Origin of the sequence: Mycobacterium sp. JS623, assembly GCF_000328565.1 — a bacterium.
Classification (GTDB): Bacteria; Actinomycetota; Actinomycetes; order Mycobacteriales; family Mycobacteriaceae; genus Mycobacterium.
In genome coordinates this window covers 5,971,727-5,985,913 of record NC_019966.1, presented here as the reverse complement: position 1 = coordinate 5,985,913, position 14,187 = coordinate 5,971,727, and the positions used below count along the sequence as shown (strand labels likewise).

The 14,187-nt window shown below is 65.5% G+C and carries 16 protein-coding genes; 6 read left to right on the top strand and 10 right to left on the bottom strand.

Translation table 11 applies throughout. The features are described 5' to 3' along the window. Positions 1 to 72 precede the first annotated feature (72 nt). Both MYCSM_RS29060 and MYCSM_RS29055 read right to left on the bottom strand, forming a co-directional pair. Positions 73 to 948 (bottom strand): oxidoreductase, encoded by an 876-nt coding sequence (locus MYCSM_RS29060; RefSeq protein WP_015309758.1) that lies wholly within the window; start codon positions 946 to 948, stop codon positions 73 to 75. A gap of 49 nt (positions 949 to 997) precedes the next feature. After that, positions 998 to 1,720 (bottom strand): PadR family transcriptional regulator, encoded by a 723-nt coding sequence (locus tag MYCSM_RS29055; protein WP_015309757.1) that lies wholly within the window; start codon positions 1,718 to 1,720, stop codon positions 998 to 1,000. A 145-nt stretch (positions 1,721 to 1,865) separates the two neighbouring features. Between MYCSM_RS29055 and MYCSM_RS29050 the strand changes: the two genes are divergently transcribed. Continuing rightward, positions 1,866 to 3,197 (top strand): carotenoid oxygenase family protein, encoded by a 1,332-nt coding sequence (locus tag MYCSM_RS29050; RefSeq protein ID WP_015309756.1) that lies wholly within the window; start codon positions 1,866 to 1,868, stop codon positions 3,195 to 3,197. Here MYCSM_RS29050 and MYCSM_RS29045 read toward each other — a convergent pair. Next, positions 3,194 to 3,487 (bottom strand): hypothetical protein, encoded by a 294-nt coding sequence (locus MYCSM_RS29045; RefSeq protein ID WP_015309755.1) that lies wholly within the window; start codon positions 3,485 to 3,487, stop codon positions 3,194 to 3,196. The two genes, MYCSM_RS29050 and MYCSM_RS29045, sit on opposite strands and share 4 nt — an antisense overlap. A gap of 162 nt (positions 3,488 to 3,649) precedes the next feature. On the opposite strand from MYCSM_RS29045, the gene MYCSM_RS29040 reads away from it, so the two are divergent. After that, a complete protein-coding gene (locus tag MYCSM_RS29040; RefSeq protein ID WP_015309754.1) occupies positions 3,650 to 4,024 on the top strand; it encodes a hypothetical protein in 375 nt (124 codons plus the stop codon). After that, on the top strand, positions 4,024 to 5,181 hold the full coding sequence (locus tag MYCSM_RS29035; RefSeq protein WP_015309753.1) for a cation:proton antiporter: 1,158 nt from the start codon (positions 4,024 to 4,026) through the stop codon (positions 5,179 to 5,181). The genes MYCSM_RS29040 and MYCSM_RS29035 overlap by 1 nt, the downstream gene beginning before the upstream one ends. Here the strand turns inward: MYCSM_RS29035 and MYCSM_RS29030 are convergent. Continuing rightward, positions 5,151 to 6,110, bottom strand: a complete 960-nt coding sequence (locus tag MYCSM_RS29030; protein WP_015309752.1) for an AraC family transcriptional regulator — start codon at positions 6,108 to 6,110, stop codon at positions 5,151 to 5,153. The genes MYCSM_RS29035 and MYCSM_RS29030 overlap by 31 nt on opposite strands. A 9-nt stretch (positions 6,111 to 6,119) precedes the next feature. Further along, entirely contained in the window at positions 6,120 to 6,755 is a 636-nt protein-coding gene (locus MYCSM_RS29025) for a TetR/AcrR family transcriptional regulator (protein ID WP_015309751.1), read from the bottom strand. An 87-nt stretch (positions 6,756 to 6,842) separates the two neighbouring features. Here MYCSM_RS29025 and MYCSM_RS29020 point away from each other — a divergent pair, with 87 nt between their 5' ends. After that, positions 6,843 to 7,508, top strand: coding sequence for a DUF998 domain-containing protein (locus tag MYCSM_RS29020; protein ID WP_015309750.1), 666 nt, complete (start codon positions 6,843 to 6,845; stop codon positions 7,506 to 7,508). 68 nt (positions 7,509 to 7,576) lie between these two features. Continuing rightward, positions 7,577 to 8,071 (top strand): anthrone oxygenase family protein, encoded by a 495-nt coding sequence (locus MYCSM_RS29015; RefSeq protein ID WP_015309749.1) that lies wholly within the window; start codon positions 7,577 to 7,579, stop codon positions 8,069 to 8,071. A 79-nt stretch (positions 8,072 to 8,150) separates the two neighbouring features. Here MYCSM_RS29015 and MYCSM_RS29010 read toward each other — a convergent pair whose 3' ends face one another. Further along, positions 8,151 to 9,065, bottom strand: coding sequence for an RDD family protein (locus MYCSM_RS29010; RefSeq protein WP_015309748.1), 915 nt, complete (start codon positions 9,063 to 9,065; stop codon positions 8,151 to 8,153). Positions 9,066 to 9,093: 28 nt separating this feature from the next. Here MYCSM_RS29010 and MYCSM_RS29005 point away from each other — a divergent pair, with 28 nt between their 5' ends. Next, positions 9,094 to 10,086, top strand: a complete 993-nt coding sequence (locus MYCSM_RS29005) for a stage II sporulation protein M (protein WP_015309747.1) — start codon at positions 9,094 to 9,096, stop codon at positions 10,084 to 10,086. Here the strand turns inward: MYCSM_RS29005 and MYCSM_RS29000 are convergent. Genes MYCSM_RS29000 through MYCSM_RS28985 form a run of 4 tightly spaced genes read right to left on the bottom strand, consistent with a single transcriptional unit; the run spans position 10,083 to position 14,186 of the window. Beyond that, a complete protein-coding gene (locus MYCSM_RS29000; RefSeq protein WP_015309746.1) occupies positions 10,083 to 11,405 on the bottom strand; it encodes a DUF58 domain-containing protein in 1,323 nt (440 codons plus the stop codon). The genes MYCSM_RS29005 and MYCSM_RS29000 overlap by 4 nt on opposite strands. Then, positions 11,402 to 12,382, bottom strand: a complete 981-nt coding sequence (locus tag MYCSM_RS28995) for an AAA family ATPase (protein ID WP_015309745.1) — start codon at positions 12,380 to 12,382, stop codon at positions 11,402 to 11,404. The genes MYCSM_RS29000 and MYCSM_RS28995 overlap by 4 nt, the downstream gene beginning before the upstream one ends. Beyond that, positions 12,379 to 13,533 (bottom strand): DUF4350 domain-containing protein, encoded by a 1,155-nt coding sequence (locus MYCSM_RS28990; RefSeq protein WP_015309744.1) that lies wholly within the window; start codon positions 13,531 to 13,533, stop codon positions 12,379 to 12,381. Before MYCSM_RS28990 ends, MYCSM_RS28995 begins: the two co-directional genes overlap by 4 nt. Next, entirely contained in the window at positions 13,530 to 14,186 is a 657-nt protein-coding gene (locus tag MYCSM_RS28985; protein ID WP_015309743.1) for a DUF4129 domain-containing protein, read from the bottom strand. Before MYCSM_RS28985 ends, MYCSM_RS28990 begins: the two co-directional genes overlap by 4 nt. Position 14,187 lies beyond the last annotated feature (1 nt).

Below are 14,187 nucleotides of genomic sequence, written 5' to 3'. Positions count from 1 at the left end.
GAACTGATGTTGTTCGACAGGCTGATTCAGCAGCGGCGCGCATCCGGGTATTCCCCGTCCCAGGAATGTGATCTATGCCGCGTCGTCGAGTTGCCTCTTGGTGTCCTCGTCCAACTCGATGTCGGCGACGGCGGTGTTCTCCTCGAGATGGAGTACTGATGACGTGCCCGGAATCAGTAACACATTGGGCGCCACCGACAGTGTCCAGGCGAGCGCGATCTGGGCAGGCGTGCGACCGAGCTTCGACGCCTCGCTCTGCACAGCGGGATGACCGAGCACCGGATTGTCCGGCGTGAATGCCGAGCCGAGCGGGAAGAACGGCACGAACGCGATGCCGCGTTCGAGACAGGTGTCGAGGACCGGCTGCGAGGTTCGGTCGACGAGGTTATAGGCGTTTTGCACGCAGACGATTTCGGTGCGGTCGAGCGCGATCTGCAGATGCTCGGAACCGATGCTGCTCAACCCGATTCCTCCGATCAGGCCTTCGTCGCGGGCCTTGATCATCGTGGTCAGCTGGCGGTCGAACAACTCGCGGTCGACCGGGCCGACCGAAGTGGGGTCACCGGCGTGGATGCGCAGGTTGACCGCGGCGAGCCGGTCGACGCCCAGTGTCTGCAGGTTCTCTTCGATGTCGGCCCGCAGCTCGTCGGGTTGCTGGGCGGGCAGCCATGCCCCGGCGTCGTCGTCGCGGCGGGCACCCACCTTGCTCACCAGGGCCAGCTCTTTCGGATAAGGATGCAGCGCTTCGCGGATCAGTTCGTTGGCGACGTTCGGGCCATAGAACTGCGCAGTGTCGATGTGGTTGATGCCCAACTCGATTGCCCGCCGCAGGACCGCGATGGCCTGGGCGTGGTCGCGCGGCGGGCCGAAAACACCCGGCCCGGGTAACTGCATGGCGCCGAAGCCGACGCGGCCGACATGGAATGAGCCCAGCGGGAAGGTTTGCATAGTGAATGCGTACACCACTCCCGCCGGACTTATTCCCCCAGTTGACTGGTCAGCCTTCGCCGAGGATGCCGTAGATCTCGCGGCGGGCATTGTTGACGATGTCGACAATGCGCTCCTGCTGCTCCTCGTTAGCGGTGTGTGCCGACTGTGCGACGGCGCCCATCAGTTGGCCGATCGCGGCGCGCAGATTCACGTGTCCGGGCTCCGCACCCTCGGTGATCTCGTCCCAAGGCGCAGTCTCGACTTTTTCTGCTGCGGCGCGACCTTCGTCGGTCAGCTCGAAAAGCTTTTTGCTGCCTTCACTTTCGGCACCGGCGATGAGTCCTTCGTCGACCAGCAGCTGCAGCGTCGGGTAGACCGAGCCGGGGCTGGGGCGCCACAGGTTTTGGCTGCGTTCACCGATCTCCTGGATCATCTCGTAGCCGTGCATCGGCCGCTCGGCCAGCAGCTTGAGGATGGCAGCGCGGACATCGCCGCGCTTGCCGCGTCCCCGGCCGCTACCGCGACGACCGAACGGACCGCCGGGGCCACCGAAGCCGAAACCGCCGCGCGGATCGAAGCCGAACTCGAAGCCGCGGCCCGGGCCGAAGGCGCGTCCTGGGCCAAAGCCGGCCTGAAAGTCGGGGCCTGCGTCGTGCTCGCGCAGATGGTCGCGAAGGTGGTCGCGGAACTCGCGTCGGGCTTGCCGGCCCTGCTGATGAAACGCGCGCCGATCCCCGGGGCCAAAGCCGAAGCCGAACGGGCCGGGAGGTGGAGTGAATGGGTTGGTCATGTGGTGGTTCCTTACGTTTGTGATGGAAGCGCCCCATGCGCTACCGATACGTTGACGATATATCGGAACCTATCGCGATGCAACGTCTGAGTGGCAGGGTCGTCGCAACTCGCGATACGACGACCCCGCATGTCATGTTTGACCTATGACTGATACGGCCTCCACCCTGTTCGGGACCGGCGACTACTTTCAGCGCGACAACTACGCGCCGGTGACCGACGAGTTGACCGCGTTCGACCTGCCCGTCGAGGGCGCCATCCCTGCCGAACTCGACGGCTGGTACCTGCGCAACGGGCCGAACCCGCGGCAGGCGACTGCGCACTGGTTCACCGGCGACGGCATGATCCACGGTGTCCGCATCGAGGGCGGCCGAGCCGCCTGGTACCGCAACAGATGGGTGCGCACGGACAGCTTCGAACAGGACTTTCCGCTCTACAACGCCGATGGCAGCCGCAACCTGCGGGCGAGCGTCGCGAACACCCACGTCGTCAACCATGCGGGCAAGACGCTGGCGCTCGTCGAGACGTCGCTACCGTACGTGATCTCCAACGAACTGGAGACGTTGGGCCCCTACGATTTCGGCGGCAAGCTGGTCGACTCGATGACTGCGCACCCGAAGATCTGCCCGACGACGGGAGAGCTGCATTTCTTCGGCTACGGCAGCATCTTCGAGCCCTACGTCACCTATCACCGGGCCGACGCCAATGGCGCGCTGACGATCAACCGGCCGCTGGACACCAAGGCGCACACCATGATGCATGACTTCGCGCTGACCGCCGAGCACGTCATCTTCATGGATCTGCCGATCGTGTTCAACCTCGACGTGGCGATGAAGGGTGAAGGCGACATGCCTTACCGGTGGAGCGACGACTACGGCGCGCGGTTCGGCGTCATGCGGCGCGATGACCCGTTCGGGCCGATCCGGTGGTTCGATATCGATCCGTGCTACGTGTTCCACGTCGCGAATGCCTACGACAGAGGTAATTCGATTGTGCTGCAGGCGGTTCGCTATCCGGAACTATGGCGTTACAGCGGCGGTTTCGACGCCGACGGAGTGCTGTGGAGCTGGACGATCGATCTGCAGACGGGCGCTGTCTCCGAACGTCAGCTCGACGATCGCGCGGTGGAGTTCCCCCGCATCGACGACCGGCTGGCGACCCTGCCTGCCCGTTACGCGGTATCGGTCGGCGACGGCTGCCTTGTCCGCTACGACCTGACGACCGGAGCCGCCGTCGAGCACGCCTTCGGCTCCGCGGAGTCGCCGGGCGGCCCGGGAGAGGCGGTGTTCGTGCCGTCGGCGTCGGGACCAGCCGACGAGAGCAGCGGCTGGTACCTCGGCTATGTCTATGACCCCAGCCGCGACGGCAGCGACTTGGTGATCATCGACGCGTCGGACTTCACCGCGCCACCAGTTGCCAGAATCAAGCTGCCGCACCGCGTTCCGTACGGCTTCCACGGCAATTGGATCAGCGGTTAGGCAGACACGTACGTGTGTGCCTCATAGATCTCGGGCTGGTCGTCGACGCCGACCTCCCTCAAGATCGGCCCGAGGGCCTCGCCGAACCGGTTGCAGGCGTCCTTTGACTGCCAGACATCCACCACACGGAATCCTTGCGGGCTCTCTCCCGCCACGTGCAGAAGCAGGCCTTGGACAGGCCAATCGGACGGAGACTCCAGTCGGCCCTTGCCACCGGTCAGTCTGCCCACGATTTCTTCGTACTTCTCCCGGGTCAAGCTCGGACCCTGATGAATCAACACGACGGGCATTTTGTTTTCCCCCTTTGCGTTTCGCGGTTGAAAACGCGACACCTTGTCATCATGGACCAGCGTCGACTCGTTGCACAGCCAGTTGCCAGAATCTCGCTGCCGCAGCGTGTTCGGGAAACTTTTGATGGCAAGTTGTTGTCGGGCTGAGTAACGTCTCCGGCCATGGCGGTGAAATGGCTGGATGAACCCGAGACGCATGACTACGACGCGGCCGCGGCCTACCTCAGCATGCTTGCGGAGAACGACTCGGTCGACGGCACGGTGGCGTCGCTGAAGGCAGCGAAGCCGGTATTTCGAAAGGCCAAGGACATCTTGCGCGCGGCGGACCTGAAGCTGTTGCCGGAGACGAATGCCCATGTCCGCTCGGACCTGGCCAAGATCAGCGACGGCAAGAAGCTCTCGCCGATCCTGTTGGTACGTGGCAGCGCGGTCGGCGGGTTTCCGCTGCAGATCGCCGACGGCTACCACCGAGTCTGTGCAAGCTATCTCACCGACGAAAATACCGACATCCCTTGCCATTTGGTGTCCTGGCAGTAATGCCCGGTTTCGGATTCGACACCCTGGCGCTGCTCGCGGTGATCGGCATGGCCGGGCCGCTGCTGGCGTCGCTGCCGCGTTTCCATGTTCCGGTGATCATCGGCGAATTGGGCGCGGGGCTGGTAGTCGGTCGGACGGGATTCGGCATCGTCGACCACACCGACCCGACGTTCACGCTGCTGGCCAACATTGGCTTCGCATTGGTGATGTTCGTCGTCGGCACGCATGTCCCGGTGCGGGACAAGACGTTGCGGTCATCGATCCCCAAGGCGTTGCTTCGCGCGGTGGTAGTCGGAGCGGTGGCGGCCGTGCTTTCAGTGGTGCTTGCAGAGGCATTCGGCACCGGACACGCGGCCGTGTACGCCGTGCTGATGGCGTCGTCTTCAGCGGCACTGGCGCTGCCAGTGATCGACTCTCTGCGACTGGATGGGCCGCCGGTGCTGTCGGTGACGACGCAGATCGCCATTGCCGATGCGGCTTCGATCGTGTTGCTGCCCTTGGTGATCAATCCCGGTCAGGCGTGGCGGGCCGCGCTTGGCGCACTGACGATAGCTGGCTGCGCCGCGGTGTTGTATTACGTGCTGCGCGTCGCAACCCGCCGCGGTTGGCGCCGACGATTGCACCGCTATTCGCGCAAACACCGACTGGCGCTCGAACTTCGGCTGAGCCTGATCATCCTTTTCGCGCTGTGTGCACTGGCGGTGACCACGCACGTGTCGATCATGCTGGCGGGTTTCGCCCTGGGGCTGGTGGTTTCGGCGATCGGTGAACCACGGCGGCTGGCACGTCAACTGTTCGGCATCACCGAAGGGTTCTTCGGCCCACTGTTCTTCGTGTGGCTCGGCGCATCACTGCAAGTCCGCGAACTCGGGGAGCACCCTTGGTTGATCCTGCTCGGGTTCGGCCTCGGCGCGGGTGCATTGCTCGCCCACGGGGTGGGCCGGTTGTTCGGTCAGCCACTCACACTCGCCGTCCTCTCGGCGGCACAGCTGGGGGTCCCGGTCGCCGCCGCGACGTTGGGCACCGAACAGCACCTGCTGGCTGCCGGTGAGCCGTCTGCGTTGATGCTGGGCGCCCTGGTCACCGTGGCATCCACCTCGATCGCCGGCGTGTTGGCGGCACGCCGTCAGAGCGCCTCGACCGCGCCGTCCGGGTAGGCGGCGTTGGCGCGATAAGTGTTGGGGCTGACGCCGTAAGCGCGCTTGAATGCGCTGCTCAACGCGAACGGAGTGCTGTAGCCGACTTGTCGCGCCACGGCGGCGATGGTCGACTGGCTGGATCGCAACAGGTCTGCGGCCAGCGCCAGCCGCCAATTGGTCAGGAAGGCAATCGGGGGTTCGCCGACCTGTTCGGTGAACCTGCTGGCGAATACCGCACGCGAACTGCCAACGGCCGCAGCCAGATTCGCGACGGTCCAGGGATGGCCGGGGTTGTTGTAGATCAGCTTCAATGCCGGGCCGACCACAGGGTCGTGTTCGGCGTGCCACCAGGTCGGGGCGTTCTCGTCGCGGTCGAACCACGTGCGCAGCACTGCGATCAGCAAGAGATCGAGCAGCCGGTCGAGATACGCCTCTTGCCCCGGCCCTTCGTGGGCTGCCTCTGCCGCGAGCAGATCTACCAGCGGCGTTTCCCATTCGTCGGACTGCAATGCCAGCACCGGGGGCAATGCCTCGAGTAGGCGCGTGCTGACCTCGCTGCGGCCCTCATAGGCGCAGATCACCGAGCGCGTGGCGCCCGACGGGCTGTTGCCCCACGTCCGCACGCCAAGGGACATCTCGAATCGCAGATCGTCGCCGGACAACGTCGTGCAGCGCTGGCCCGGGTGAATGACGACCATTGGTGTCGTAGTGGGGTCGTCGGCGAAGACGTAGTGCTCGGTTCCCCGAGTAAGCGCGATGTCGCCGGGGCCGAGCCAGAGGGTTCCGCTGTTCCCGCCGACGATCGCCGCGCGGCCGTGCGTCTGGCAGATAAGCGTCAGCGGCGCCTCGTCCTTGATGCTCATCGACCACGGTGGATCCATCATCATGCGCAACACGAATGCGCCTCGCGCTCGCACACCGTCGAGCAGGCCGACCACGGCGTCCACGCCGGGAGCCTATCCCGTGCGCGCCTGGTAGGCGGCCAGAAATACCCGTACGCCCGCACGGACATGGCGCTCGACGTCGATAGCCGCCAATACCTGCGGCCCGCCGTAGAACAAGGCCTGATCAATCGATCGGCCGATGATCAGGAACGCGAAATGCTCTGCAGCAAGGGCAGTTTCAGGTATGTGTAGCAGGCCACGACGATGCAGCGCCGCGAAACAGTCGGCGAAGGCAGAGAGGGTGCGGGCGGGCGCCTGGTTGTAATAGAGCTCGGCCAACTCGGGTACCCGGTTGGCCTCGCCGACGACGAGCCGTCGCAGCTGAACGACGGGCTCCTGCAGCACCGCTCGCAGATAGTCGACGGCCAGCGCGGTCATCTCGGCTTCGAGGTCGGTGGTGTCCGCGAGTGCCGCGATTCTGTCGACGAACGGCGTGACGGCACCGTCCAAGGCCTCGTTCACGATGCTCAGCAAGAGTTCGCGCTTGTCCCCGAAGTGCTTGTAGACCGTCTGCTTGGACACCTCTGCCGATGCCGCGATCTGGTCGACGCTGGTGCCCTGGTAGCCGTTGCTCAAAAACAGATCACGGCCCGCCGACAGGATGGTCAGCCGTTTACGGGCGGAACGGCCCAGCACCGGCTCGGTCATGCGGCCTCCTTCTTAGTACTGGACAGTCTAGTTCCGAAATGATAAGAGTACTGGACAGTCTAGTTTGATTTAGTCGAAAGGCGTGCCATGACCACGGCCGATTGCCCACCCCTGCCGGTCCGGATCACGAAGTCGCTGCTCGGGTACGGCGTCATCGCCGGCCCCATCTATGTCCTGGCGGTCGCAGGCCAGATGGCGGTACGCGACGGCTTTGAGCCAACCCGGCACGCCGCCAGTCAACTCGCGAACGGAGACCTTGGCTGGATCCAGATCGCGACGTTTCTGGTCACGGGCGCGATGACGGTCGCGGCTGCCGTCGGCGTTCGGCGTGCAATCGGACCGGGACGCTTATCGGCTTGGGGGTCGGGCCTGATCGGCGCATACGGCGCCGCTCTCGTCGCGGCTGGCATCTTCCGGGCCGACCCGTCAGACGGGTTCCCGTCCGGCACTCCGCCGGGTATGGGCGAGGTCAGCTGGCAGGGTATGGCCCATTTGATGGTGGCGAGCATCGGGTTCGCGTGTCTGGTGGCAGCATGCTTTGTCCTCGGCGCATGGTTCGCCCGCGCCGGACAGCGATCGTGGGCGTGGTTCTCCCGCGTCACCGGCGTGATTTTCGGGGGAAGTTTCGTGGCCCTGGCTTCCGGATCTGGCGGGGCGGCAACGATTCTGGTGTTTACCGCCGCTGTTGTGTTGGTCTGGGCCTGGCTGAGCGCGGTGTCCGTCAAGCTTTACCGCAGTGCAGACCCGGCGTAGACGCACGCGTATGGAGTCGGGACGGTCAACGATGGAGCGCCTCAGCAGTTGCCGGTTGACTCCTGGTCATGAATACAAGCCCCGTTGTCGTCCTGACCTCGCTCGCCGCGCTCGCAAGTGCCGCAGGCGGCGGAATGATGTATGTGTTCTCGACCATGGTGATGCGCGGGCTTGACCGCACCGGCCCAGTGGACGCCCTCACCGCGATGCGCGGCATCAACGCCGAGGCCAACGCGAGCCCCGCGTTTCTACTGGGGTATTTCAGCGCAACGATCCTCGCGCTGGTGGTCGGCGTCATCGCGGTGTCGCGGCTGAATCAGACCGGCAGTTGGTGGGTGCTGATCGGCGCGATCTTTGCAATTCTCGGGGCCATCATCACGATGGCCTTCAACGTCCCGCTCAACAACCACCTCGACACGCTCAACCCCGGCGGTCTGTCTGTCGCCGATGCCGCACGTGAATGGCAGGCGTACATGTCGACATGGACTGCGTGGAACCACGTGCGCACCGCCACCGCCTTCATCGGTGCTGCGTTGATGATGGTCGGTCTGCGCTATCGCTGAGGACTGTTTCTCCGCGAGCAGACGCAAAGTGCCACATTTCCTCGGCGTGTCGGGGCACTCTGCGTCTTTTCGCGGGAGATCAGCTCGGCGGCGTGAAACCACTAGAACCCATGGGCGGCTGCGGGGGCTGCGGCGGGTACATCGGCGGCGGGGGCTGCGGCGGGGGGAACGCCGGCGGCGCGGGCTGCGGCGGGTACATCGGCGGCGCGGGCCATTGCGGTGGAGGCGCGGTCGGCGGCCCCTGGACCCGTAGCCGCTCCAGCTCCCTGCGGTGCCGCTCAGCCAGCACCGCAGCCAGCACCAGTTGCGGGGGCGTGCCCGGCGGCGGCGGAGGGGATATCTGGGCTACCACATCGGTGGTGATCCGGTACGCCATCTGATCTCGCACGGCTGGATCCAATTGCGAAGCGCGGGAAAGGAACTGACGGGCCAACTCGGCCTGCTCGGGACTGAGCCCCGACAGCTGTAACGACGATGCCCACCACGCCAGTTGCGGCGGCATCGGTGGCGGCGGGCTGAGCCGAGGCGCACGCTCGGTGATCACGACGGTGCCCGCGAAGAAATCACCGATGCGTTTTCCCTTGGCGGACAGCAGACTACAGATCACGGCTGGCCCGCCGAGGAATGTCCAGATCTCGAAGACCCCGGCCAGCGCGCGAAAGAGGGCCTGACGAAAGCGTTCTGGACCACCGTCCTCCGACACGACTCGTAGCCCAAGGGCCATCTTGCCCAACGATCGGCCCCTGGTCGCGATCTCGAATACCACCGGATAACCCACCAGCGCCAGCACGGTAAAGATGATCAAAATGGCGGCCGACAGCGCATCGTCCAACTGCGTCAACGTGGCGGCCCACAACAGCATCCCCATGACGTAAATGACGAACACCACCGTGATGTCGATCATCGCCGACAGCGCACGCACCGGTAGCTGGGCGATCTGAACATCCAGGACGACCGCGTCCCCGGTGACCACTTGTTCTTGCTGGCCGACCATAACGATCAACGCTACTAGGATCTGCCACGTGGATGTCGACGCGTTCGTGCTGGCGCATCGCCCGACGTGGGACCGACTGGAGGCGCTGGTCAAGCGGCGTCGTCGATTGACCGGCGCGGAGGTCGACGAGCTGGTCGATCTCTATCAGCGGGTGTCCACGCACCTGTCGATGGTCCGCAGCGCTTCGACCGATGCGCTCCTCATTGGCCGGTTGTCGAGCCTGGTGGCACGGGCGCGTTCCGCGGTGACGGGCGCGCATGCACCGTTGTGGAGCGAGTTCACCCGATTCTTCACGGTGTCCTTCCCCGTCGTCGTCTACCAGGCCTGGCGATGGTGGCTCGGCACCGCCATCGGGTTTCTCTTCGTGACTATGTTGATCGCGCTGTGGATGTCCGGCAACCATGAGGTGCAGTCCAGTCTGAAAACCCCAAGCGAGATAGAACAATTGGTCAATCACGATTTCGCGTCGTACTACAGCGAGCACCCCGCCGGGTCCTTCTTTTCGCACGTGTGGCTGAACAATTGGTGGGTCTCGGCGCAATGCATCGGCGCCGCGATCCTGCTCGGCATCCCGATCCCCTGGATGCTGTTCCAGAACGCCCTCAACCTCGGCGTGAACGCGGCGTTCATGTTCGACGCAGGTAAGGGCGACGTATTCCTCACCCTGCTCGCGCCGCATGGCATGCTCGAACTGACCGCGGTGTTTCTTTCGGGTGCGGTCGGCATGAGGCTGGGCTGGTCAGTGGTCTCCCCAGGAAACCGTCCGCGCACTCAGGTGCTCGCAGAACGCGGCAGAGCCGTGGTGGCGGTGGCCATCGGGTTGTTCGGCGTGCTGCTGGTTTCGGCTCTGATCGAGGCCTTCGTTACTCCGGCGCAGCTACCGACCGCGGTTCGCATCGGCATTGGCGTCGCAACCGAAATCGCCTTTCTCGCTTACATTTTCCACTTCGGACGCAAAGCTGCCAGAGCGGGCGAGACCGGCGACATCGATGACGCGCCCGACGTCGTTCCGACGGGCTAGAGCCGACCGCTGGCCTTCATCGCCAGATAGTGGTCCGCGAGTTCGGGGGCCAACTCCTCCGGCGGGGCGTCCACCACGTCGACGCCCGAGCGCCGCAGCCGTGACGCGATCGCGCGCCGGTCGTTGCGCGCCCGTTCGGCCGCAGCGGCGTCGTATACCTGAGCAGCGTCGGAGCGACCCGCGGCGAGGCGCTCGATGCGCGGATCCGCGACGGCTGCCAGCAGCACCTGATGCTTGGCGGACAGTTGCGGCAACACCGCCATCAATCCTTCGTCGAGCGCCGACGCGTTCAGGTCCGTCAGCAGCACCACGAGCGCGCGTTGCCGAATCCGGCGTCGCACAGCCGCCACCATCGCACGCGCGTCGGATTCCACCAGTGCGGGCTCCAGCGGTGCCATGGCCTCGACCAACTGCGCGAGAAGTTCGGTGCGCGAAGCGTTGTGGACGCTACTGCGAGTCACCCGGTCATGAGCGATGAAGTCGACGTGATCGCCCGCGCGGGCCGCCAACGCGGCCAGCAGCAATGCGGCGTCCATCGACCAGTCCAGCCGTGGCCAGCCGCCGGGATCACTGGCGGTGGGGTCGACTCCGACGCGGCCGGCCGACGTGCGGCCGGTGTCCAGCACGATGACCACTCGACGGTCACGCTCCGGTCGCCACGTCCGCACCACCACGTCACCACGCCTGGCAGTGGCGCGCCAGTCGATGGATCGGACGTCGTCGCCGATGACGTATTCGCGCAACGAGTCGAATTCGGTGCCCTGACCGCGGATCAGCACCGGCGTCATGCCTTCGAGTTCGCGCAGCTTGGCCAGCCGCGCGGGCAGATGCTTTCGCGAAAGGAACGGCGGCATGATCCGGATCTGCCACGGCACCCGATGCGAGCCCTGCCTGCCGGCCAAGCCTAGCGGTCCGATCGAGCGTGCCGTGACAAGCGCGGAGCGTTGATCACCGCGACGTACTGGGCGTAACTGCGTGACGAGCCGAACTTGTTGTCCCGCATCGACATTGACAGGGTGCGTCCGCGGCTCCGGGCGCGCACTGGGAGCCCAGGCGTCACGGATCTGTCCGCGGAAGCGTCTGCCGCCGGCATTTTCGACCACCAACTGCGCATCGACTGGCTGACCGAGCCGGGCCGCCGTCTCGCCGAGCCTGCTGCAGTTCAGCTTGCGTGGGCTGGCGGCGAGCGCGATATCTGCGACGACGCCCGCGACCACCGCCGCCAGCAGGACGACGAATGTGGTCGCTGGCCACGGTGACACCGCGATCGGCAGAACGCAGATCAGCGCAATCAGGCCGACGCGGCCGGTCAAGATCACCAGCGCGGCACCGGCACGGCCGCCAGTATGCCGTCGAGCACGCCATCGGGGTTGGCGCCTTCGAGTTCGGCCTCCGGCCGAAGCGACACCCGGTGGCGCAGGGTTGGGCGGGCCATGGCCTTCACGTCATCCGGGGTGACGTAGTTGCGACCGGAAAGCCATGCCCACGACCGTGCCGTGGCCAGCAGAGCCGTCGCCCCGCGTGGCGACACACCCAGCTGGAGCGACGGTGAGTGCCGCGTCGCCGCCACAATGTCGACGATGTAGCCGAGCACCTCATCGGCCACCAATACCTCACGAACTGCCTCCCGGGCGGCCGCTAGCTCCGCAGCACCGGCAACGGGTTTCACCGCAGAAAGGTCGCGTGGATCGAAGCCCCGCGCATGCCGGTCGAGGATCGCAATCTCCTGATCGCGCGGCGGCAGAGGCACATTGAGTTTCAGCAGGAAGCGGTCCAGCTGGGCCTCGGGCAACTGGTAAGTGCCCTCATACTCGATGGGGTTCTGGGTAGCGGCGACGATGAACGGGTCGGGCAGGGTTCGCGGTTCGCCTTCGACGCTGACCTGACGTTCCTCCATGGCCTCCAGCAACGCAGCCTGCGTCTTGGGCGGAGTTCGGTTGATCTCGTCCGCCAACAGCAGATTGGTGAAGACCGGACCGGAATGGAACTCGAATTCTGCTGTGCGGGCGTCATATACGAGCGAACCGGTCACATCGCCCGGCATCAAGTCGGGGGTGAACTGCACGCGCTTGAATTCGAGTTGCAACGCCGCGGCGAGGCTGCGCACCAACAGCGTCTTCGCTACCCCTGGCACACCTTCGAGCAGCACATGGCCACGGCACAGCAGCGCGATCACCAGCCCACTAACGACGGCGTCCTGGCCAACAACCGCGTTGGCGATCTCACCGCGCAAGGCCAGTAAGGCATTTCGCGCGGAGTCCGAAGTCGCGGTGGTCTGTGCGGCTGGCTGAGTCACGATTGGGCGACCTGCCTTTCGATGTTGTCGAGTTCGTGCGCGAGGTTGACCAAGTCGGCGTCGGTGGCCGGCGGCGGACCGAACAATATGTGTGCCACCGCCTGTGGGGACGATCGGCAGCGTTCGGCGACCGCCGTTACGACCGCGGGCGGCTCGGTGTCGTGCCCGAGACCGAGCCGTGGCGTCATCCGTTGCAACGCGGCAGTGCGCAGCGCGTCCGCTGCACGATCACGTGCCCGCCGCGATCGGTAGAGCCGTCCGCGGCCCTCGACGGTCTCCGAGGCCCGGACCACCACCGGCAACTGCTCGGCAACCAGCGGGCCGATGCGCCGGCCTTTCCAGAGCGCCACTGCCACGACCGCCAGGACAAGCTGTAGAAACACCCATTTGACCTGTCCAGGCAACAGGCTGAAAAGCCCTGGGCTACCTCCGGATTCGGCGTCGCCTTCGCTGTGCTGGGGCGCATACCAGATCAACCGCGGATGTGAGCCCGCCAGGTTCATTGCGAGCGCGGCGTTGCCCTCCTTGAGCAGGCCGGAGTTCGTCATGAAATCCGCGGAGCTGACGACCGTAATCTCACGGCCGTTGGCGGTGTAACGCACCAGCGCTCCGCCATAGCACCGCGTCACGGGGACGCTGCCCGCCGCCTCGTAGGCATCGCCAAGGCCGAGTTGCACCCGCCCTGCGCGATTCGCCTCGCGGAGGTCGCAATCGGGTTTGGAATCAGCGAAGGCAATCGTGGAGCCGCCGAGACGGACCTCGGGGGCGAGCTGTTCGCGGGTCCTGGCTATCGGCGACACCACCAGACGGTCACCGGGTAGCGCGGCCAGCCGGCGCAGCACGTCGTTGTCGGATAGATACATCGTTTGCGCGATGAGGAGCAGGGTGTCGGGCCGCGCAGCGGATTCCACTGCAGCGATGTCGTCGGCCGCAACGACGTCCACGCCATGCTCACGCAGGATCGTGACCAGGGCTCGAGCGCCCTCGGATGACGTCGATTCCGGATCCATCGGGCCGCCGGGTCGCGGCGCCGTCAGCAAGACACTGAGCGCGGCCACTGCGACGATGACGGCCAAGGTCAGCAACACCCATCGAGCATCGCGCCATCGCTGGGTGACGGACGGCCCGACGGCCGTATCGCGGGCCGTCATCGCACCTCGGTCCAACTGTCGGCGGCCACCGGCACCGCATCCGTGGCGTCGGAGGCGGCCGACGTGCGTGACCTCAGATGGCTGTCAAGATCGACGATCATCCGGTAACCAGCCTCGGTCCCAGGCCGTTCGCCATAAGTGACGTCGTTGAAAGCGTCTGCAGCCCTGCTCAATTCGGTGGCCAAGGCCGGTATGGCACGTCCCGCATCGCGGGCGAGTTCGGTCGCGGTGCGGCCAGGGACTGGATCGAGGACGGCATTCTCTTCCAGCTGGCGAGCAACGGCTCTGAGCCGATGTCGGATCGCGGCTGACCAATTACCCTGCGCCGCATACTGTTCAGCGGTGGCGCGGTGTTCTGCAGCGCTGAGTTCGTGTTCACCGAATAGTGCATACTCGCCCCCACGCTTGGTGCGCATCGTCCGTCGGGCGATGCGCACTGCAACCACGATGGCGACCACCAGCAGAATCCCCAGGACACTGAGCGTCAGCCAGCCTCCTGGCACAGACGCGCTGGCCTCCATCAGCCGGTAGAGCATTTCGTTGATCCAGTCGAGGATGCGGTCGATCAGGGATGCCTTGGGGTAGATCGGCTTTGCGAGTTCGTGCTGCGCCGCCTCGTGCGCGGCATCGCGGTCGATGTCTATGGTAGGCACG